At 70.1% G+C, this 19,623-nt stretch carries 17 protein-coding genes and 1 pseudogene; 13 read left to right on the plus strand and 5 right to left on the minus strand.

The features are described 5' to 3' along the window. Positions 1-19 precede the first annotated feature (19 nt). The 4 genes from P8T65_RS00355 (at position 20) to P8T65_RS00370 (ending at position 2,946) form a co-directional block, all read left to right on the plus strand. The gene (locus tag P8T65_RS00355) at positions 20-1,054 is read left to right on the plus strand and encodes a phosphoadenosine phosphosulfate reductase (RefSeq protein ID WP_316723404.1); all 1,035 of its coding nucleotides are present in this window, start codon (positions 20-22) and stop codon (positions 1,052-1,054) included. A gap of 47 nt (positions 1,055-1,101) precedes the next feature. Beyond that, a complete protein-coding gene (locus P8T65_RS00360; RefSeq protein ID WP_316723405.1) occupies positions 1,102-1,440 on the plus strand; it encodes a hypothetical protein in 339 nt (112 codons plus the stop codon). A gap of 133 nt (positions 1,441-1,573) precedes the next feature. After that, positions 1,574-2,290, plus strand: a complete 717-nt coding sequence (locus P8T65_RS00365) for a hypothetical protein (RefSeq protein WP_316723406.1) — start codon at positions 1,574-1,576, stop codon at positions 2,288-2,290. Between the two features lie 191 nt (positions 2,291-2,481). Then, positions 2,482-2,946, plus strand: coding sequence for a DUF6192 family protein (locus tag P8T65_RS00370; RefSeq protein WP_316723407.1), 465 nt, complete (start codon positions 2,482-2,484; stop codon positions 2,944-2,946). Positions 2,947-2,987: 41 nt separating this feature from the next. On the opposite strand, the gene P8T65_RS00375 is transcribed toward P8T65_RS00370, so the two are convergent. Continuing rightward, complete coding sequence (locus tag P8T65_RS00375) at positions 2,988-3,656, minus strand: hypothetical protein (RefSeq protein ID WP_316723408.1); 669 nt, start codon at positions 3,654-3,656, stop codon at positions 2,988-2,990. A gap of 41 nt (positions 3,657-3,697) precedes the next feature. Between P8T65_RS00375 and P8T65_RS47100 the strand changes: the two are divergent. The 3 genes and pseudogenes from P8T65_RS47100 to P8T65_RS00385 all read left to right on the plus strand — a co-directional run. After that, positions 3,698-3,796 (plus strand): annotated as a pseudogene (locus P8T65_RS47100) (IS5/IS1182 family transposase); the annotation flags it as partial. A gap of 201 nt (positions 3,797-3,997) precedes the next feature. Beyond that, positions 3,998-4,912: a replication-relaxation family protein gene (locus P8T65_RS00380; RefSeq protein WP_316723409.1), complete on the plus strand. Its 915-nt coding sequence runs from the start codon at positions 3,998-4,000 to the stop codon at positions 4,910-4,912. Between the two features lie 406 nt (positions 4,913-5,318). Next, positions 5,319-6,125 carry a DUF6292 family protein gene (locus tag P8T65_RS00385; protein WP_316723410.1) on the plus strand — a complete coding sequence of 269 codons (807 nt, stop codon included), beginning with the start codon at positions 5,319-5,321 and terminating at the stop codon, positions 6,123-6,125. 178 nt (positions 6,126-6,303) lie between these two features. On the opposite strand, the gene P8T65_RS00390 is transcribed toward P8T65_RS00385, so the two are convergent. The 4 genes from P8T65_RS00390 to P8T65_RS00405 all read right to left on the minus strand — a co-directional run bounded on the left by P8T65_RS00390 (position 6,304) and on the right by P8T65_RS00405 (position 10,533). After that, the gene (locus tag P8T65_RS00390; RefSeq protein ID WP_316723411.1) at positions 6,304-6,750 is read right to left on the minus strand and encodes a hypothetical protein; all 447 of its coding nucleotides are present in this window, start codon (positions 6,748-6,750) and stop codon (positions 6,304-6,306) included. 188 nt (positions 6,751-6,938) lie between these two features. Continuing rightward, entirely contained in the window at positions 6,939-7,520 is a 582-nt protein-coding gene (locus P8T65_RS00395; protein ID WP_316723412.1) for an RDD family protein, read from the minus strand. Positions 7,521-7,651: 131 nt separating this feature from the next. Beyond that, entirely contained in the window at positions 7,652-9,103 is a 1,452-nt protein-coding gene (locus P8T65_RS00400) for a hypothetical protein (protein ID WP_316723413.1), read from the minus strand. After that, a complete protein-coding gene (locus P8T65_RS00405; RefSeq protein ID WP_316723414.1) occupies positions 9,100-10,533 on the minus strand; it encodes a hypothetical protein in 1,434 nt (477 codons plus the stop codon). The genes P8T65_RS00400 and P8T65_RS00405 overlap by 4 nt, the downstream gene beginning before the upstream one ends. A gap of 1,389 nt (positions 10,534-11,922) precedes the next feature. Here P8T65_RS00405 and P8T65_RS00410 point away from each other — a divergent pair. The 6 genes from P8T65_RS00410 to P8T65_RS00435 are packed head-to-tail and all read left to right on the plus strand — an operon-like array spanning position 11,923 to position 19,599. Then, a complete protein-coding gene (locus tag P8T65_RS00410) occupies positions 11,923-12,858 on the plus strand; it encodes a conjugal transfer protein (protein ID WP_316723415.1) in 936 nt (311 codons plus the stop codon). Continuing rightward, positions 12,855-13,196, plus strand: a complete 342-nt coding sequence (locus P8T65_RS00415; RefSeq protein ID WP_316723416.1) for a hypothetical protein — start codon at positions 12,855-12,857, stop codon at positions 13,194-13,196. Before P8T65_RS00410 ends, P8T65_RS00415 begins: the two co-directional genes overlap by 4 nt. Then, on the plus strand, positions 13,193-13,786 hold the full coding sequence (locus P8T65_RS00420; RefSeq protein WP_316723417.1) for a hypothetical protein: 594 nt from the start codon (positions 13,193-13,195) through the stop codon (positions 13,784-13,786). Before P8T65_RS00415 ends, P8T65_RS00420 begins: the two co-directional genes overlap by 4 nt. Further along, positions 13,783-16,455 (plus strand): ATP-binding protein, encoded by a 2,673-nt coding sequence (locus P8T65_RS00425; protein ID WP_316723418.1) that lies wholly within the window; start codon positions 13,783-13,785, stop codon positions 16,453-16,455. The genes P8T65_RS00420 and P8T65_RS00425 overlap by 4 nt, the downstream gene beginning before the upstream one ends. Further along, entirely contained in the window at positions 16,452-16,808 is a 357-nt protein-coding gene (locus P8T65_RS00430; protein WP_316723419.1) for a hypothetical protein, read from the plus strand. The genes P8T65_RS00425 and P8T65_RS00430 overlap by 4 nt, the downstream gene beginning before the upstream one ends. A gap of 1 nt (position 16,809) precedes the next feature. Next, positions 16,810-19,599 (plus strand): hypothetical protein, encoded by a 2,790-nt coding sequence (locus tag P8T65_RS00435; RefSeq protein ID WP_316723420.1) that lies wholly within the window; start codon positions 16,810-16,812, stop codon positions 19,597-19,599. The last annotated feature ends 24 nt before the right edge of the window (positions 19,600-19,623 follow it).

A 19,623-nucleotide genomic window follows, 5' to 3' on the forward strand; every position in this document is an offset into this window, starting at 1 on the left:
CCACCAGGAAAGAGGAACCATGTCGCACCCCACCCCCCTGTACTCCGACCCGGTCGAGTTCGCCGCGACCCGGCACCGCATTGTCATCAACCTGTCCGGCGGGAAGGACGGACTCGTGGCCGGAGCGATCGCGATGGACGCCGCCCGCCAGGCCGGCGTCACCGACCGCGTCTGGACCGCCCACGCGAGTCTGGGCCCGATGGAGTGGCCCTCCGTCACCGTGGACGGAGTCCGCTGGCCCAGTGCCAGCGAACTCGCCGCACAGCACAGCCAGGCCCTCGGCGTGCCGCCCGAGCGGCACATCGAGGTCCGGCGCAGCCGTGAAGTCGACGGTGAACGGGTGCCATTCGACCTGCTGACCTTCATCGCGGAGCGAGGCGACTGGCCCTGGCTCGGCCGGGCCCGCACCTGCACCGGCCCGTGGAAGACGAAGATGGTGTACCAGGCGTTCACCCCGCAGGTCCGCGCGCTCAGGAAGGAGACGGACGGCCCGCTGATGTTCGCCAACGTGCTCGGGATGCGCGCTGAGGAAAGCACGGAACGCCGCAACCGGGAGATGTGGCGCCGTACGACCGACAACTCGGCCCGGGTCGTCGACGAGTGGCTACCCGCCCACCAGGTCACCACCGAGGAGGTCTGGGAGCGCACGATCAGTGCCGGGCTGCCCTACCACTGGTGCTACGACTCGTACCCCGGCGCCAAGGACCGGCATGGTTCCAGTCGCTGTTCGTGCTCGGCCTGCACCCTGGCCAACCTCCGCGATCTACTGCTGACCGCCGGGCGCCGCCCGCGGCTCGCCGAGCTGTGCGCGCTGGTCGAACGCGTCCGCCAGGTGCCGTTCAACCCGAACATCACCATGGCCGAGGTCATCGCGCTGTCCCGTCGGCGCGACGCCCCGGACCCAGGCGTCGAGGTTGAGGAGACCGAGGACTTCGAGCGGATGGAGCGCGACGTCCACGCCGCCTTGCTCAAGCCGCCCACATGGGACTCCAAGGCCCGGACCGGGCCGGGCGAGCTCCTGCACAGCGCCGCCGGGTGCGATGGCTGCAGCTGACCACCACACCGGCGCTCACCCCCATCCAGGAGGGATACTCAATGACGATGACTACGACCCAGCGCATCCTCGACCTCGCTGCGGCGGCACCGGCCAGCCACGGCGAGGACCTGGTGCTGCTCCTGAGCGAGGCGAACGAGCTGTACCAGCAGGGTCTTCAGGACCTGCACCGGGATGTGGCAGCACGTCTCGGCGGGCTGGCCACCGCGGATCTGATGTTCGCCGCGGACACCGCCGGCATGCCCTGTGATCCCTCGCAGGACCGCGACGAGGTGATCCTGCTGCTGGCCCTGGTCGAGTGGGAGATGACACCGGCCGCCATGGCGTATGCGGAGATGGCCGAGGCCGCCGCGCGTCGCGGTATCTGCTTGGTCCCCGAGGAGTAGGCCGTGGGCCGTGAGCGCGTCGTCGGGGAAAAACCTTGAGCCGCGGGCTGGACCTCCAACCGAAACTCCTGCCATTATTTGCTTTGTGAGTCGGGCTGGCCGGCTCACTGCTGACAGGACGGACGGTTCTGCCATGACCTCGCGCCGTGAGCCTCGCCTGGCCGACGCTGCCGAGATCGCGGCTGAACAGGGCCTGACATCCGCACGGATCACCGGCCTCTATACCGAGCGTGCTGAGAACGCGGCCGGCGAGACATTCCCCGAGCCTGTCGACAAGCGCGGCCGCGCCCGCCTGTGGGACCACGCGGAGGTCACCAAGTGGTTCGCCCACCGGGCGCCGGCACGGCTCGCTGAACACGCACCGCCCTCCCTCGCTCCGGACACGTTGCTGAACGCGGCGGAGGCCTCGAGGTACCTCGGCTACAAGAACTCCAACCAGGTCACCACCTTCGTGCGCGACCACCCCGGTTACTTCCCCGAACCGGACGTCGTCGAAGAGAAGGGCACGGCGGAGAACCCTTACCGCCGCCAGCTCTGGAAGGTGCAAACCCTGCAGAAGTGGATGGCCAGCCGGCCCGGCCGCGGAAGACGAGCCGGAGCCAAGGAGGCACCGCCTCTGCCCGACGTTCCCGTCGACGGCGATCCCGACGAACTCCTGGGGGCGAGCAAGGCGGCCGCCTTGCTGGGGTACAAGAGCGTTGGCTCCTTCTCCAGCAGCCTGTCCCAGGGCAACCTTCCGCTGCTGAAGACCACCGACGGGGTCGCCGAGAATGCCGGGCGCCAGAACGGGCGCCGGCGGTGGACGCGCCGGCGCATCCTCCAGCAGGCCGCCCAGCGGTCGAGGAAGTAGTACCCGGCGGTGAGCGGACCTCCGCGCACCGCCCCATGAACGCGACAGCCGGCTTTGGACGTTGGTCCCTTGCGGGCCGGGTGTCGCACGATGGCCGGCATGGCGTGGCTCGCCACCACGTCCCGCAGCAGCATCCGCTGCTGCGGACCGGCCATCGCCGATCCTCCAGGGCCGCTTCCGTGTGATCCGTCATGGTCGCCGGTGTCCCTGAGAACCCGTCTTTGAACCTGTGTTCGTTCTCACCGAAGTCACTCGTGCGGCAGGATGCTGCCCGCAGAGGCCGGGATTTGTCGCCGACGGAGGGAGCGCCGGCGTCCCGTGCCGAGGGGTGGTGGGCACCATGCCCCACAAGCACGAAGATCGGGAGCGTATCCCGAGCGCGGTACGAAGAAATCGTCGTCGAGGACCGGAAGCTCATCGAGGTCGAACTGGTTCCCGGGCGGCCGGAGAGCCCGGTCGCGCCGGTGGTGAGGCAGCTCGACCGGACTATCGACTTCCTGGATCTGATCGGGGCCTGCCACAAGTTCGTGGCCGCGACCGGCCGCCTGGTGCCGCAGATGCGCGGACGCCGTTTGTCTGAGGACGAGCGGGAGGTGAACCACAAGAACGTCGACCGTGTCCGGGCGACCTTCTCTGAACTAAGAACTGCGGCTTAAGAGCTCTCCAGCAGCGGGCGGGTCCCGGCGTGGCCGCCCGGTCAGCCGTCGAGTGCGGCGGAAGGCGCGTCCCCGTTCTGGGCCTGTCGGGCCCGCTTGGCGAGCACCGTGGCAAGGTCCCGGACACTGTCCTCGTTGACGCCGTCCGTGTCTTTGTCCACGGAACCCGCCAGCGTCCACAGCAGCGTCGTGCCGACCCGGGTCTGGGTCACGGCGCCGGGCTCACCGAAGTAGCCGGAGGAACCGAACCGGGCGTCGCGCTCGTCTCCGATCGGGCCGAGGCTGAACGTCTTGGCCCGCTGTCCCGCCTTCTTGCCGTAGTAGCCGTCCCAGAGCACGTCGTACGCCTTACGGGCAGCCTGTTCGCTGTCGTAGGCGATGATCAGAAAGGTGACGGTGACGGTGGCGGCGTTGTCGTTGCGCCGGAAAGTCGAGGCGCCGAAGAAGCGGGAGTTCTCGCAGCCCGCGTTGCCCTTGATGGGGCAGGCCTCCGAACGGTAGTTGAGCTTGTCGATCTCAACGGTCGTGGGCCGATGGGACTCCTTCCAATGCTTCATGGCCCCGCCATCCGGCAACGTCTCCCGTACCTGTTCCTTCGTGAGCGCCACCGCCTTGCCGTTCCAGCTGTCGCTCTCCGCGCCACCGCCACAGCCGGCCAGCAGCAGAGCCACCGCGATCGCCACGCACCACCGGTAGTTCCTCATGGCCATGCCACCACCCCTCAAGCGGTGATCTTACGCGGACAGTCTTCGCGCAGAAGGCGGCCCGGGACTACGAGACCCGGCCCGAGCACTCCGAAGCGATGCTCACCCTCGCAGCCATCACGTTGATGACGCGCCGACTTGCTCGGTAGCCCATCTGATCGGCGGTGCGATCAGGTGACTTTGGGCGCGGCTGTTGCGTACAAGCAGGTTCAAAGACGGGTTCTGAGCTCACGCAGTCTCGTGGTCGGGGCCGTGGGCCCCGACCACGAGAGCGTTCTTGGGTCGTGACCTTGGTCGGGGCCTCGTGGTCGGGGGTTGGGTCGGGGGCTGAGGGTTGTCTCCTCTCCATGACTCGTTCCACATCAGGTGTTCCGGCCGCCGAGGTGGCCCCGAGCCCCGCTGAACCGCTGCGTCTGCAGGTCCTGACCGCGCTCGCCCTGCACCGCATGGCCACGACCGGCCAGTTGCGGCTCATGCTGCGGCCAGACAGCTCCCGTCAGCTGTTCTCCCGCGTGCTGAACAAGCTGCGTTCGACCGGCTTCGTCGACCTCACCCCTCTGCCGGACTCGGACCGGTCGCGTACGCACGCCTGGTACCTCACCCCGGAAGGGGCGCGTCTGACCCGCGATCTCCCTGTCCTTCGGGGGCGTCCGCCGTACCCCATCACCTCGACAACCGCAGCGTCGCTGAAGACGCCGCACACACTGACCGTCGTACGGTCCCACCTTCCGTTCGCCGCAGATGCCCGCCGGCTCGGGCACGAGCACGGCCCGTGGGACTGGACCCCTGAGGTAGCTCACCCCATCGGTGAGGGCGAGCGGCTCGTTGCGGATGCCGTCATGCACTACACCGTCGTCGACGGCGAACACCGGCGGAAGCTGCGCGCGTTCGTGGAAGTCGATCGCAGCACTATGAGCAGCGAGCGCCTGGCCGTGAAGCTGATCGAGTACGCGCGGCTCTTCCAGTACGAAGCCCAGCCTGTCGGCCGACGCAGGCCCGCCTCGACCGGCCCGGCGTGGCTGCGCTGGTATCCGGTCTTCCCTCGCGTCCTCTTCGTGCTCACCGGCGCTTCCCGGGCACGGCTGGGCGACCGAATCAGCGATCTGCAGGCGATGGTCGCTCAGCACCCGCTCGTCGCGGCCCTTGCCCGTGAAGTTCAGCTGGGAGCCGTCGTCCTGGAGGACATCGAGGAGCACGGTCCATCGGGGTCGGTGTGGGTGCCATTGACTGGGGGTGAGCCTCGCCCGTGGACCGACTTGTGATCACGTCGTCCCTGCTTTGGTCAGGCACCTGAGCCGCAGGCTGGACCCCCACCCGAGCCTATTTGGCATTATCGAACCTGTCGCGGTCGGCCGTCTGCGCCGGCCTGCCGGTCGCGGACCAAGCGGGCGACGGCGGCCCGCAGATTGTCGCTCACGGCATCGTCGACAGTATCGAGGTCTCCTCCGCGGCAGGGGCGTGGGCCGGTGTGGGCACGGGTGCCCTCCCTTCTGGTAGCTCAAGTGCGACTGCGCGAGCCCCGGCTCGCAACTCCCGGCGTTGGTGGGTGATTTACGGACCCTTTCGGCTCGGTGGCCGACATGAAGGAGTGGTGAGCTCGTACCCTCGATACAGCAACAACTGATCTTGGGGGCGGGATCCCGGTGAGCCGGGCAGAAGGGGGCGGCCGTGACCGGCGAGCAGATGTCGAAAACCCTCGCGTTTCATGTCGAGCACTACATGATCGCGGTGGCGGAGCACCTGATGGCGAAGGGCGCCCCCATCAGCCTCGTCCACAGCTGCGGCCCGTACACCGAGGAAGATCATGTCTTCCCGGATGTCGAAGGCACGCTGTACTTCTCCAAGCGCTTCGCGGAGCAGCTGGACGGCCGTGGAGGCGTCGATCTGCACTGGGCAGGGACCTCGGGCTGGTGTTTGAGTAATTTGGACGTCCCTGATTCCCCCAACGGGGATGCTCGCTGGATGGGTAACGGCCTGATGCCGGAACCGGAGCGCGTGGCAGCCTTTCTGGACACTTACCGGCTCAGCCCCGAGCAGGCCGGGAGCACGGAGCGTCCGTATTACCGCAGCGAGGGCAGCGACTTCCCCGCCCTGCTCCAGCGGCTGGCCGCCTACGTGCCGCCCCGCGACTCTGCCGGATACAAGGCTCGCCCGCGGTTCTCGACGGCTCGCGACCAGGCCTACTCCCGGCGCATCCTCGACGCTCTGACCCCGCAAGGCAAGGACCCGATAGTCGAAGTACCTCTGCGCTCCAGCGAGTTGGAAGCGCTGCTCCACCTGCTTGAGTACGCCCAGGTTTCCTCAGGAGGACTGGGGCCGAATGATTTCGCCAGCCTGCTCGCCAGTGACCTTGAGGGCCGCCGCGGCGGCGGATACGACGCCGTCGAACGGCACCGCAGTGCGCTGACAGAGGCCGCCGCTCGACGGCAGCGAATCGAAGCACACCGCCGAAGGCAGCAGGGCGAGGGAGGCTGACTTCGGGAGGCAGGGTTGTCGTGAGGGCGATCTGTTGCGGCCGCTCCTGGCGCCGACGCCCCGGCCATCGTGCCGAGGCTCCTCAGGGGTGCTGGGCCCCTGTAGACACAGGCGCCGTGGTGCCCCGGGAAGGCTGCCCGGGGCACCACGGCCTGTTCCGTGCGCGGTCTCCCGTTTCCTACTTGATCGTGTAGCTGCAGCCCTTGGTGCTCTTGCCACCGTCGTTGTCCGCGACCTGCTTGCCGTCGACCTTGATCACGCACGGTGCGAACTGCAGCAGTCCGTCGGCGGCCTTGACCGTGCCCGGGATCACGGACACCAGGTATCCCACCTCCTGATGGGCTTCGGTGAGTTCGACGGTCTCCGTCTTCGTCCACGGCAGCGTCTGGTCGTCGAAACCGTCTGTCGCCGCGTGGTACATGACCCGGGTCGTTCCTTCACCGCTCACCTGCAGCGTGACCTCGTGGTTCTCCTGGCCCGGCTCTGTCTTCGGCGGCGTACTCGCCGGTGCTGAGGCCTTGTCGCCCTTCGCGCTGGTGTCGGCGGATTCGCTGTCGCTGCCGCATCCGGTCAGCAGCACTACAGCCGTGACGAGCGCGGCTGCGCCCTGAAGCGTCTTTCGCATGGTCCCCGTTCCTCGTTCCCTGTCGTGAATGGACCGGCGTCCGCAGATCCAACCACGGACGGGCTGCTCGCCGGCCAACGAGGTGTGCTCGAAGGCCTGTTGTCCTTGTTGCCTTCTTCCGGGGCGCCTCTCAGCCCTGCTCGGTGCGGGGGCGGTGCAGCAGTGAAGGGCCGGGCGCCGGGGCCGCGTCACTTCGTCCGTCCGGGTGCTGCTGCGGCCATGGTGTCGGCGGTCTTGTCGTGGAGGCACTGCCGGTAGGGCTTGTCCCAGCAGCACCAGAGCGGGTTGAGCAGGCTGAGGACCGGGACGATGAAGGCGAACAGCCAGAACAGCTCCCTGCCGAGTGCACGCCAGAATCCCACCGGGTGGGCCGTTTCCCGGCGCACGATCCGTACCCCGCACACAGCCTTGCCCAGGGTCGCGCCGAACTTCCAGACGGCGAAGGGGAAGTAGAGGACGAAGGAGACTGCGAGCCAGGCGAACAGCACCGTCCTCGCGGTGCTGCCGCCGCCCTCGTCGATCCACATCATGACCGGGACGGCCGGTATGAAGTACGCGGCATACCAGATGATCACGTCGAGCAGCCGGGCGCCGAGGCGCGCACCCAGGCTGGCCAGCCTGGCCGGCTCGGTGGTGCTCGGCGTAGTCGGCATTCCGTAGCCCGGCGCGTAGCCGTATCCCTGTCCCGGGTGTTGCCGGAACTGCGCGTAGGGAGGCGGAGCGGGGTCGGCCGGGTGCGGGTGCGGGGGGTGGTGCGGCTGATTCGCCATGGTTCCTTCCTCTGGTGGGAGATGTGTCTGCACGGTTCGCGGTCGGACCGCGTGTGCGGAGTCAGGGGTTGTTTGTCGGTGGAGCAGTCGCCGCAGGTCGGCCCAGACGGCGCGCGGTTCGTAGCCGAACATCAGCGGACTTGGTCACGGGCCGGCGCAGGCAGCAGGTTGTCTCCGGGCCACAGGTCCCGCTCAGCCACCAGGTCGGCGAGGAAAGCGCCGATCTGGGCCAGGACTTCGTCGCGCTGTGTCGGCCCGTGGTCGAGGGGTTCGCCGGCCGCAGGGTCGTAGGTGCGGACGTGGCCGTGGGGTCCGGTGCAGATCAGGGCGCGCGCGATATCCGGCAGGCCGAGGCTGAGGGCGTCGCACTCTCCTGCATGGACGAGTTGCACGAGGTCGGTGGTGACTTTCTCCCAGTCGCCGACCTTCGGCCAGTCGGCGCCGCCGTTCAGTTCGTGATTGAGGGTGGACAGCGGGACGATTTCGCCCGGCCGGCGCCCTTGGGTGAGGCGGTCGTGGATCTGAGCGCCGTCGGGCTGCAGCACGTGGGGGTGGAGCAGCGAGCCGGCGGCGACGACGGTGGCGTTGACCTCCTGGGTGCCGGGGCCGGGGTAGTACGGCTCGTGCGCGAAGAGCAGGTAGACGTCGGCGGTGGGGTCTGCGTTGTCGGACTGGGCCTGGGTCATGGGGCGGTATCCCTTCAGCGGTGAAATGCCCGGCGAGCGTCGAGGTCCTGGTTGTGCCGCTGGCTCGAAGCCGGGCGGGAGCGGGCCCAGCGGGCCTTCGTGCCCGCGGGGCTGGTTCGCTTCGCCGGAGCGGGCCTCAGTGCGAGTGCGCTCCAGCATCTGGGCGACTTGGTCGGCTAGCTGGACCATCAGCCGTTCCCGGTCGATGAGGTGAGGCGAGGCCGTGCGGGTGTCCTGGGTCTGGAGCAGGTCAGCGGCGTCCCACAGCAGGTTCTGGCCGATCTCGGCCGCGCGGCGCAGTTCGTAGCGGTCGCTGTCGGCGGCGGCCTGGACGAGGTAGGTGTGCAGGGCGGCGAGCCTCTGGAGGTACTGGCAGGCGGCGTCGCCTTCGACGCTGCGGACGTGCTCGCGGGCCCGGTCGTCGAATCGGTCGGGCAGGTGCTCGGTGAGCAGTGGGGCGAGCAGCATCGCCGGCAGCACGACGTCGGCGGGGATGCCGCGGCTGAGGGCGAACAGGGCGGCGAAGAGGCTGATGACGCCCACGAGGACTGCGGAGAACCGCAGGGATGCGGGGCTCGTGGCGGTCAGGGCGATGCGGTTGGCGGGGCGCCGGGTCAGCCAGCGCACGGCGAGCCGTTGTGTCAACGTCGCGCCCGGGGTGAGCACCCCTATCTGCCGAGGGAGGCCGGGCAGGGTCCCGTCACCGGGCACGGTCCAGGTCAGCCAGCCCCACTCCGTGCGCTCGTAGACGAGCGCGGGTTCGCACGTGGTGTCGCGGCAGAGGTGGCCGGTCAGCAGCGCGCGAGATCGTTCTTCCTCCCACCGTCGCGGATCGCGGGCGAAGGGACGGAGAGGTTGCTGGGGTGCCGTCCGGGGTGTGTGGAGCGTGTCCGTCATGAAGTGCTCGCTTCCAGAAGGTCGGTCACGGCGGTCAGGGCGGAAGTGCAGGTGGCGCAGCGGCCGTCGCCCTCGGGGTGAGCACGACGGGGAGTCGGCCCGGGGCAGGTGCGGCATCGCGGCCAGTCGAGGCAGGCCGGGCAGAGGTCTTCACCGGGGGCGGTGCCGGGCCGGCCGCAGCCCGCGCATTCGACGAGCGCCCGGTAGGTGATCGCCTGGTCGACCGTGCGGGCGGCGGCGGACGTCGTGGAGGGGTGTGTCGCCCACGAGGCCTCGCCCTGGTCGACGTCGTCGACGCAGGCAACAGGAGGCGGGTAGAGCTGAGCGGAGCGCAGTCGGGCGGCGACGATCGCATCGACGGAGGTGCGGATCCTGCTCGGCAGTGGGCGACTGGTGATGACGTGGCGCAGTTGCTCTGAGCTCCAGCCGACGTCCAGCATCGCGGTCATGACCCGGCCCTGGTCGTACAAGGCCTTCTCCTGCAGCAGCAGTTCAGGGTGGGCCGACCCGATCGACAGCAACAGCCGGGTGCCCGGATCCAGATCTTGCGGCGCCGGCCTCACCGTCCCCTTCGCAGCCGCAGCCGAGCGGCCACTCGTGCGCTCGCCGCGGGCGCACGGAGGGACGGAACTGGTCTTCTGCTTGTTGGTCTTCTTACTGATGGTGTTCTTTGTGGGGCGGTCAGCCAACGTAGGGTTATCCAGTCCTGGATTTCCCGACTCTGGTTGTGACCTGGTGCTTTGCAGGGCGGGCAGATCGGTTATGACGTACGTTGCCGAGCCGAGGGTGCCGTCGGGGTTGCGGTCGCGGTCTCGCTGCAGGAAGCCGTAGCGCGCAAGCTCCTCCAGTCCGGTCGTCACTGCGTCCATGCCCTCGCGGCCGCGCCGGGCCAGGTCCGCGACCGTCATGTGCCAGCCCTCGCGGTGGGTGCTGATCAGTCCGAACAGTCCCTTCGCCTTGAAGGACATGCGGCTGTCGCGGAACAGGCCGTTGGCGATCTGGGTGAACTGGTCGCTGGCCATCACGCCGCGGCGGATGCCCTTGCCGTAGTCGCCCCGGCCGTCCTTGGGGGCCGGCGGCGCGTGGAGTGCTGTGGCGGCGTCTGCCATGAGGGCGTCGACGAAGGTGGGGTGGTCGGTGATGGAGTAGACGATCTCGCCGAGGGTGCCGTTCGTACGGCGCAAGCGTTCGCGGATCAGGTAGCCGTGGGTTTCCAGTTCCTGAAGTCCGGTGCGTATCGCGTCCCGTCCGTCGGGTCCGGAGCGGACGAGGCCGGCGACGGTCACCTGCCAGCCGTCCTGGTGGGTGCTGATGTACCCGAAGATTCCTTTCGCCTTGTAGCTGAGGCGGTTGTCGCGGAACAGGCCGTTGGCGATCTGGGTGAACTGGTCGGCGGCCATCGAGCCGCGACGGATCCGTGCTCCGTTCATCGCGCGTCCGCAAGTGCGCTGTGCGCGCGGCAGCCGGGACATCCCACACCGCTCACGGAAGCGAGACGGCCGGTGCCTGCGGTCAAGGGGACGTGCGTGAGATCCATACAGGCAGCTCACCCGTCGACGCCGACCAGGGCGGCGGCCACAACCCCCGACCATCGATCACGATCCGGCAACATGCGCGCTGGACTGCCGTGGTCGGGTCCGTGGTCGGGCCGACCAGCCGTCAATCAGGCGCCACACGCACGGCGTAGTCGCTCGGGGCCGCAGGACGCTGGGTTGTTCAGCTCAGGTGTGTCTGGGCCGACGCGGTGCACCGCCGCATCTCATGCCACGAGGTGTTGCGCGCCCGCCATTGAATGGGTGGCTCGGGTCTGATCTCTTGGCCTCAACGCGAGCCCCTGCCACATCGGCAGGGGTTTTTCCGTGCCTGGCCGTCGGGGCACCGAGGGAGATCCCTGGAACGGACGGAAGCCGACATGGACGAGTGGTGGGTCGTGGACGGCCCTCGCGAAGAGGTCGGTGCTTCCTCTGACCGTGCACCTCGATACGTCGAGTTGCGGGGCTAACCCCTGGGTTCTCCATCGTCCTCTTCACCGTCCCGGTCCGGTACGGCGCACCATTCCGATACAGCTCTTGGAGGAGCAGTGAGTAACGAGCAGGGCATCCCCAGGCCGGATCCGTCCGGCGCAGCGGTCGGTGGGCGTCCGGCACAGCCCTCGCAGGAGGCCGGGGACAAGGCCTCGGAGCGGAAGGACTTCGCGAAGAAGGCCGGCCTGGCTGCGATCGGCGGAGCATTCTCCGGAACGTTCCGTGTTGTGGCTTCCTCGATCCGCGACGCCCTCCTTGGGGACTCCGGGACGGAATGAGGCCGCCCGCTTCAGCGGTCTGGCTACCCGCTGTGCTCCGCGGCCCGCGTTGAATGACGGTCCGATCCCGGCTGCGCAAGCAGTGCGCACTGCCGACTGCGCAGTCGCGGGCGGGCCGTTGCGCACACGTTGCGCACCGGGTCGCGGATCGTGCGCAATCGACTTGCGCGTGTGAGTGCGCAGCCCCGCCCGGGGTCCTCGGGATCCGGCTGCGCATCCGCCTGCCGCTGCGCAGCCCCCAGTGCGGAAGTCCGGGGGGGCGTGCCCGCAGGCTTCATACGGCGTGCGCACTTGGCGCCGGCCGCCCCGATCGGCGTGCGATCCGCCGTGTCGGAGCGGGGCTCCGTGGGGTGCGAAATGTCGTGGTCGGGTCTGTGGTCGGGGCGACCATGGGCCCAACCACGGGCTTTGTGTCCCCATCGTGACCGTGGTCGGGGGCTCATGGTCGGTGGTCGGGTCGGGGCCGACGGGTTTTCTCAAGGTCAGCAAGTACACGTTCTGACCTGGGAGTTTGGCCATGTCCCCTGGCAAGCAGGCGTCGGAGAGCGACGCTGCTCCTCCGATGGCCGCAGGCATCGAGCTGGAGAAGATGAGGCGCCGCGTCCGCCTGTCGCGCTTGGCCCTGTTCACCGCGATCGCGGCCGGTCCCGTCGCCCTGGGCGTGGCGGTGATGTCCGGCCCGACCACGGCCAAGGCCGCCCCCTCGGACAAGCCGGCCGCTGTGCGCACCGCGGCCGCCGCGGCCGACCCGGCGGGCTATGCGCAGGTGTTCGTCGGCGCGTGGTTGCGCAGCAGTTCCGACGACGAGGGCAGTGCGCAGGCGCGGCTTGCGCAGTTGCTCGCGCCGGACGTCGATCTGCCGGCCCCGGTCGCCGGTGCGCAGCCGGAGCTCGGGTCGGTGACCGCGGTGCGCAGTGCGCAGCGCGACGCCGGCGCGTGGGCGGTGACGGTGTCGGCGCAGTACGCCGACGGACGGGTGCGCTACTTCGTCGTCCCCGTGGCCGCCGACGCGAGCGGGAGTTCGTTCGCCGTGACCGGTGCCCCGGGGGTGGTGGCGGGCCCAGCGCGCGCCGCGGTGACCCCGTCGCCGTACGGCGTGAGCGTGCCGTCCGGCAGCGACCTGTCGTCCGCGGTCGGGGAGTTCTTCGGCGCATACCTGACGGGGGCCGGGGAGGTGGATCGCTACCTAGCGCCCGGGGTGAAGCTGTCGCCGGTCTCCCCCGCCCCGTACCAGGCGGTCACGGTCCAGGAGGTGTGGGGCGCTGAGGAGGCCGCGGCCGCCGAGCAGGTGCCTGCCGACGGTACCGAGGTCCGCGTCCGCGTCCAGGTCGAGGCCCGGGATGACGCCGGGCGCTGGCCGCTGGCGTACGTCGTCGCCCTCACGTCTCGCTCCGGCCGGTGGGAAGTCGCGGCGCTGGACTCCGGGACCCTCCAGGACGGGGGTGCCCGGTGAACACGGTGCAGAGCATGATGCTCGCCGGGCAGCTGGACGACCTCGGCGACAGCTGGATCAACATGTTCGAGGACTGGGCGACCAAGGGCCTGCAGGCCGGTCTGATCGTGCTGGTCGTCGTCATCATGATCCAGAAGTTCAGCCTGAAGGCCGGGATCGGCGCCCTGCTTCTGATGATCATCGCGCTGGGGCTGTACGACTCCCGCGAGGACCTGGCGGACATGTTCACCGACGAGGTGAAGAACCCGGCCAAGGGCGCGCCCGCCGTGCCCGGCATCGTGCAGGGTCCCGATCCGCTCGCCCGTGTGCACTCGGTCGGCGCGGGAGGTCGGCTGTGAGCGCGGCGGCCGCGGGGCGGGTGGGACGCTTCTACACTTCCGCCCGCCGCCACCCGTGGGTGCTGGGCAAAGTCGCCGACTGGAAGATCCCGCTCGGTCCGTACACGCCCGCGCAGATCGCGGTCGCGGTCGGCGGCGTCTTCCTGCTGGTCAAGACGATCGGCTGGTGGTCGTGGATGGGCCCGGTGCCCATCGTGGTCTGGGTGTTGACGGTCTGGGCGGTACGCCGGCCGAAGATCAAGGGGCGCGCCCCGTTGCAGGCAGCTTTGGGCTGGGTGCTGCTCGCCTGGCAGCCGCAGGGCGGCCGGATGGGCGGAAGGGCCGCCCGGGACCGCCTCTCCCGTCCTCTGCTCGGCGGCTTCACCGTCGAAGAAGCTGATCTCGCTGTCCCGGCCGTGGCGGCGCCGCCCCGCGCCGACCAGCCGGCAGTCGGCCGGAGCGCGCCCCGGGGCCGGGCTGCCCGTCCGTCCGCCGGACCGCGCTCAAAGCCGCAGACTCGCCCGGCACCGACAGGGCCGGTGCCGGGTGTACCGGTGTCGGGTGTGCAGCAGTTGCTCGCCCTGGCCCAGCAGGCGGGGGGTGCGCGGTGAGGGTGCCGATCCGTCACATCGCCGGGCATCTGGTGTGGTCGACGCACGGCAGCGTGTGGGCCCTCTACCGGCTGCACCCCGGTCCGGACGCCCGCGGCCGCCGGGAGGAGACCGTCCAGGGCACCTACGTTCCGGACGCGGTCCGCGACGAGCAGCTCGCGAAGATCACGCACCTGATCCGTTCGCTGGCGGGGGCGCCGCGCCTGTTCGGGCTGTGCGCACAGGTCGACCCAGGCGAGATCGCCCTGCGCATGATCGAGGGCATCGAGCCCGGCGCCCAACCTCCCGGCGACGCGCATCCGTGGGTGGAGAACGTTGAAGCCACCCTGGACCTGCTGAACGACCAGGAGATGCACCGGCGCACCCTCTGGCTGGCGGTGCCGCTGCAGAACGACGCCGCGGGCGGGCAGATGACCGCATCGCTCGGCGCGATGTGGGCGGACGTCGCACCGATGCTGGGCATGCGGGCGGCACCCGTGGCGCGCCGTGAGGTGGCCGCCTACCGCGAGCAGGCCTTGCGGGTGGAGGCCGCGCTCGCCGGCGGCGTCGCCCTGCGCCCTGCCCGCCCGGCAGAGATCGTGTGGATGATCCAGCACGCTCTTCACCGCGGCCTGGACGAGCCGCTGCTCACCGAGGCCGAGACCAGCGACCTGTACGGCGGACAGCTGAGGGCGGGGATGCTGCACTCCCCCAGCTACGCCGACCTCGGCCAGGCCCGCCTGCAGGAGGGCGGTGTCGACCCGGCTCTCGACAGCGCCGACGATCTGACCGGCGCGGACCGGATCGGCCGGTCGGGCCGCAAGGCGTGGTGGCGGCTGAGGACGTCGTCGCCGCTCAAGCGGCGGTGGCTGCAGGTGGAGTCCGACGCCGGGGTGGGCTATCAGGCTCAGTTGGCGCTGGCCGAGTGCCCGCCCGCGGTGAGCCAGGACGCTGCTGACCTGTTCGCCCAGCTGGAGACCCTGGATTTCCCCGTCGACTACACCGTCGACCTCACTTTGGTGCCGGCCGAGAAGGCCCGCGACCAGGTGCGTCGCAAGAAGAACGAACTCGTCGACCAGGCCGACCAGTACGACGCACGCCCCACCGGCATGCCCGCCTCGCTGACCGATGCCGCCCGCGACCTGGGCGAGCTCGACGCCCGCCTGTCCCGCACCAGCGTGGAGGTCGAGGTCCAGTCCGTGACGGTCCTGACCGTGTGGGGTCCGACCGCCGCCGTCTGTGACGCCCGCGCCCGGGCCCTGGCCGCGCTGCTTGGCGGCGCCGACTACCGGGCGGTCCGCCCGGCTGGCCTTCAAGAGGCCCTGTTCACCCTCGGTCTGCCCGGCACCGCACGGCCCGGTGTAGTCCGGGAGTTCACGCAGCACCAGGTCAGTGAAGACTGGGCGCTGGGCGGAGCCTTCACCGCCTGTGAGGTCGGCGACCCCAACGGCATGTTCCTCGGTATCGACCTGGACTGCGGCACTACCCGCCCCGTCATGATCAACGTGGCGGACGCGCCGAAACAGGACGCCTCCGCCTCCATGGGCGTCGTCGGAGATCTCGGCGCAGGCAAAAGCGTCCTGGAGAAGCTGATCTCCGAGGCAGTGTGGGCACGCGGCGGGGTCGCGATCTGCATCGACCGCACTCCCGTGCGGGAGTGGGCGAGCTTCGCCCGCACCGCGGCCGCGGGCCGCTGCCAGATCATCGACGCCGCCCAGGCCGAGGTGTCCATCGACCCCCTGCGCATCTTCACCGGCCCCGAAGGCCGCCACTACGCCCTGTCCTACCTCACCCTCCAGCTCGGCATCGGCCCCATGAGTACCAGCGGGGAAGTCCTGCACCACGCCGTGGAGCGGGCCGCAGCCAGCGAAGCCCCCTCCATGCACCGTGTCCTTCAGGTCCTCGAGGAGATGGGCGGGGCGGAGGCGGGCAAGCGGCAGGACACGGCCGCCACCCTCGCCGGACTCATCCGCGTCGTGGCCAGCAACCCTCTCGCCGCGATGGTGTTCGACCCCGCCCTGCCGCCCGTGCGACTGGACGCCTCCAGCGCCTCCGACATGATCGTGATCACGACGACCGGCCTGAAGCTGCCGCCCAAGGCCGCGTTCGACAAGCCCGAAGTGCTCCACCAGCAACCCCTGGAAGCCCTGATCGGCCGCGCGGTCCTCTACCTGATCGCGGCGATCGCCCGGCAGACCGCGTTCGAGGACCCCGAACGGTTCACCGCGGTAGTGACAGACGAGCTGTACTGGCTCACCTCGTCCGCCGAAGGCACCGCCCTGGTCCACGAGATCCTCCACGACGGCCGCAAGCACGGCGCCGGGCTGATCGCCGGATCCCACGACGCGGAAGAACTCGGCCCCGACCGCGGGCTGATGGCCTACCGCGCGCTCGCCCGCACCACCGACCGTGAACGCGCCCGCCGGGGGCTGGAGTTCCTCGGTCTCGATCCGAACGACCCTGAGCTGCTGCGGCTGGTGACCACCGGCCTGTCCCCCGTCGGACAGCGCGGCCGCGAAGGCGAGTTCCTCATCGCCTGCCCGCGGCAGAACATCGGCCGGATCAAGGTCAGCATCCCGCGCATCGAGCGGATCTCCTCCTCCATCACCACCACGCCGGGACGCCGCACCACCGCGCCCGCGCCGCTCGCCGGAGCCGTTGCGGGCGACCGTCAGAAGGAACTCCTGTGACCTCCTTCGCTCCCAGTCGCTCGAGGCGTCTCGCCGCAGCCGCGAGCGCCCTCACGGCCATCGCCGTCGCCGTCGGCGTGCTCGTCCTGGTGTTCGGGGCGAGCCTGCCGGAGACCTGGTGGCCACGCACCGGACACGCCTTCGCCGCCGACACCGCCAGGACGCCCGCAGACGCGTGCGATCTGATAGCCGGTCCGGCCAAGGCGTACTGCGAGCGCGGCCGCCACGCCACGAGCGCCGCTCCCGCCCAGGGCAGCGGCGACGCCGCCGCCTGGAAGCTGGCCCCCGCCGCGGCGGTGCTCGGGGCGCTCGTGATCTGGCGCCGCGCTCCGGCAGGACGAGGGCGGGCTTGAGATGTTCCGTCCAGACCGCGCAACCCTGCGCTCGGCCGGCTTCGTGACGCTGCTCACCGGCGTGTTCGTCATGGTGAACAGCCAGGTCGTGTACGCGGCCAGCAGCAACAGCGAGACCGGAGACCTGCTCGCGCCGCTGAACATCACCTCCTCCGAGGGGGTGCCGATCAACGGCTACGAGCTGAACGCCGACGGCGGCTCCATCGTCGCCTTCAAGACGCAGGCCTTGGCCTTCGCCCTGTCCGGGCTTTTCACCCTGATCCGGCTGCTGGTCGGCCTGGCGGGGTGGGCGATCGAGCTGGCCTTCCGGTTCCCGCTGTTGAAGATCCTCACCCGTCCGGCTCAGAAGGTCGCCGACACCTACGACAACGTGGTCGTCGACACGCTCGGGCTGAAGGGTCTGCTGCTGGCCTGGGCGTTTGTTTTCGCGGGGTTCATGATCGTGCGCGGTCGTGTCGGCCGCGGTCTGGGCGAGATCTTCCTGACCCTGCTCATCGGGGCGATCGCCGCTTCGGCTCTCATCCGCCCTGACACGCTGCTCGCCCAGGACGGACCCCTGGGGCAGTCCCAGCAGGTAGCTGCCGAGGTCGCTCAGCAGAGCGTCAACTCCTACGACTGGGGCGGCAAGCTCGCCAGCCGTGGCCCGTGCGCCGGCATGGCCGGCATGCAGGAGGTCAAGTGCCTGGAACGTGAAGACGACAAACCTGTCTCCGCCGAAGAGGTGGCCCGCCCGATCCAGGACTCGATCACCAACGCGCTGATCGTGAAGCCGTACATGCTGCTGCAGTACGGGCGCATCCTCGACCCTGCCAAGACCGCCGACCGCAAGGCCTACGCGGTCCACCTGAAATGGATCACCGGCGGGTACAAGGCCGACGGCAAGGACAGCGAAGGCGAGAAGAACAACTGCTCCCTGCTCGACGGCCAGGCGAGGAAGGTCTGCGAGAGCGATACCGACGACAAGGAGAAAGACCCCTGCGAGCTGATCAGAGGCGAGGCTAAAAAGTACTGCGAGCGCAACGACGGCGATACGCCCTCCAGCGACGACCTGCCGTCCCTGACACCAGGCGGCGAGTTGCTGGATGCATCGAATGCGATCGTCACGGACGAGGACCGCGAGTTCTACGCCTTCATGCAGGACATGAAGAAAGCCGGCGATGTCGGCAAAGCGTGCGCGGACTATGCGCAGAAGCCCACCTGGTGGCGCGTCGGCGGCGCCGCCCTGCTGCTCATCGCCGCGCTGTTCATCTGCGGCATGCTGCTCTCCAGCGCCATCGTGCTGCTGGGCACCCAGGGCATCTGCGTGGCGGCCGCGGCTGCGGGTGGTGTCACCTTCATCGCCGGCATGCTGCCCGGGCCCGCACGCCAGTCCGTGTGGAAATGGCTGTCGATCTGGGGCATCTCGGTCCTGACCGTGGTCGGGATCTGTGCGTTCATCCCGTTCTTCGGCATCGCCGTGGACGCCACCATCACCGACGGGCCCGACTTGATGGTGGAGCAGATCCTGCTGATCGACGTCCTGGCCGTCGCGGGCGCGGCCGGACACCGCAGGCTCCTGACCGGGATCGCCTCCTTCGGACGGCGTATGGCCATGCGGATGCGCTACGCCAAGGTCGGCGGCACCCACATGCCCGGCGACACCTCCGAGCTCGGCGCGGCGCTCGCCATGAACTCGCCCGCCGCGATGGGCGGTTACGGCGGGAGCCTGCGTGCCTTCACCGGTGGCGGGGGCGGCCGGTTCGGGCTGCTCGGCACCCGGCAGCGCCTGATGGGCGCGCTGACGTCGCTGGCCGACGGCGCGGGCATGCCCGTGGACACCGGACGGGTGCTGGCCGATGCCACAGCCGAAGCAGGGCGCGGACTCGCCCCGCTCACCGCGGCGGCCGCTGTGGGCGGGGCCGGTGCTCGGCTCGGTGCGAAGGGCGGTCACTGGCTGCTGATCGGCCGCCGGCCGGACAAGGAGCAGTTGGCCAAGTGGCGCAAGCCCACCGCCGACGGCGACCCCGGCGCGGGCGGCCCGTCCGGCGGACCAGGAGGCGGGTCGGGCGGCGGAGGGCCCCGTCGTCCCGGCGGTCCGCCCGACCGCTACCGCGACGAGGACGGCCAGGTCGTCGACCGCCGCTCGGGGCAGGTACTGCACGACCAGAACACCGATCGCACCCTGCTGTCGACGCGCGCACACAACCGCCTGGTCCGTTTCCGCGGATACCGCATCCTCAACCGGGGCGGCCGCACCGCGTACGGGGCGACAGCAGGTCTCCCGGCAGGCGTCCGCCGGGCCCGATCGGGCGGATCGCAGTACGCGCAGGACGCCCGCCAGCAGGTGCGGGTGTGGAGCAACACCGTCCGCGAGGACGGCCGTGCCTGGGCTGAGGCGGGTTGGCAGGCAGCCCGGTCCGGCCCCTTCCGCAGCCGCCGCCTGCCGACAGCGACGACAGTGTCCTCCCCGCGGCCGAACCCGGTGCAGCCGCCGACGGCGCCTACCGGCAGTCCCGCGGGCCGTCCGGGGCCGACCCCATCGGGGCCGAGCGCGCCGGCGTCTCCGGCGGAAGGCAGCACCACGCCGATGTCCCCGAACCGGCTCGCGGGCGGTAACGCCCCGCGTCCGGCGAGTCCTGCGCCGAACAGGACGGACTCGGCCCTTCCCGGCGCAGGAAGCACTGGCAACACCACGCGCGACGAGGCGCGTCGGCGGATGCAGGACCTGATGCGTCGGACCGCTCCCGAAGCGGAGCGTCTGCGCCGTGAGCGGGGCCAGCAGCCGCCGGCCGAGGACGGTGACGCCGAGTGAAGCGGGCACGGCGCCGCCTGGGTC

The organism is Streptomyces sp. 11x1 (genome assembly GCF_032598905.1).
Classification (GTDB): Bacteria; Actinomycetota; Actinomycetes; order Streptomycetales; family Streptomycetaceae; genus Streptomyces.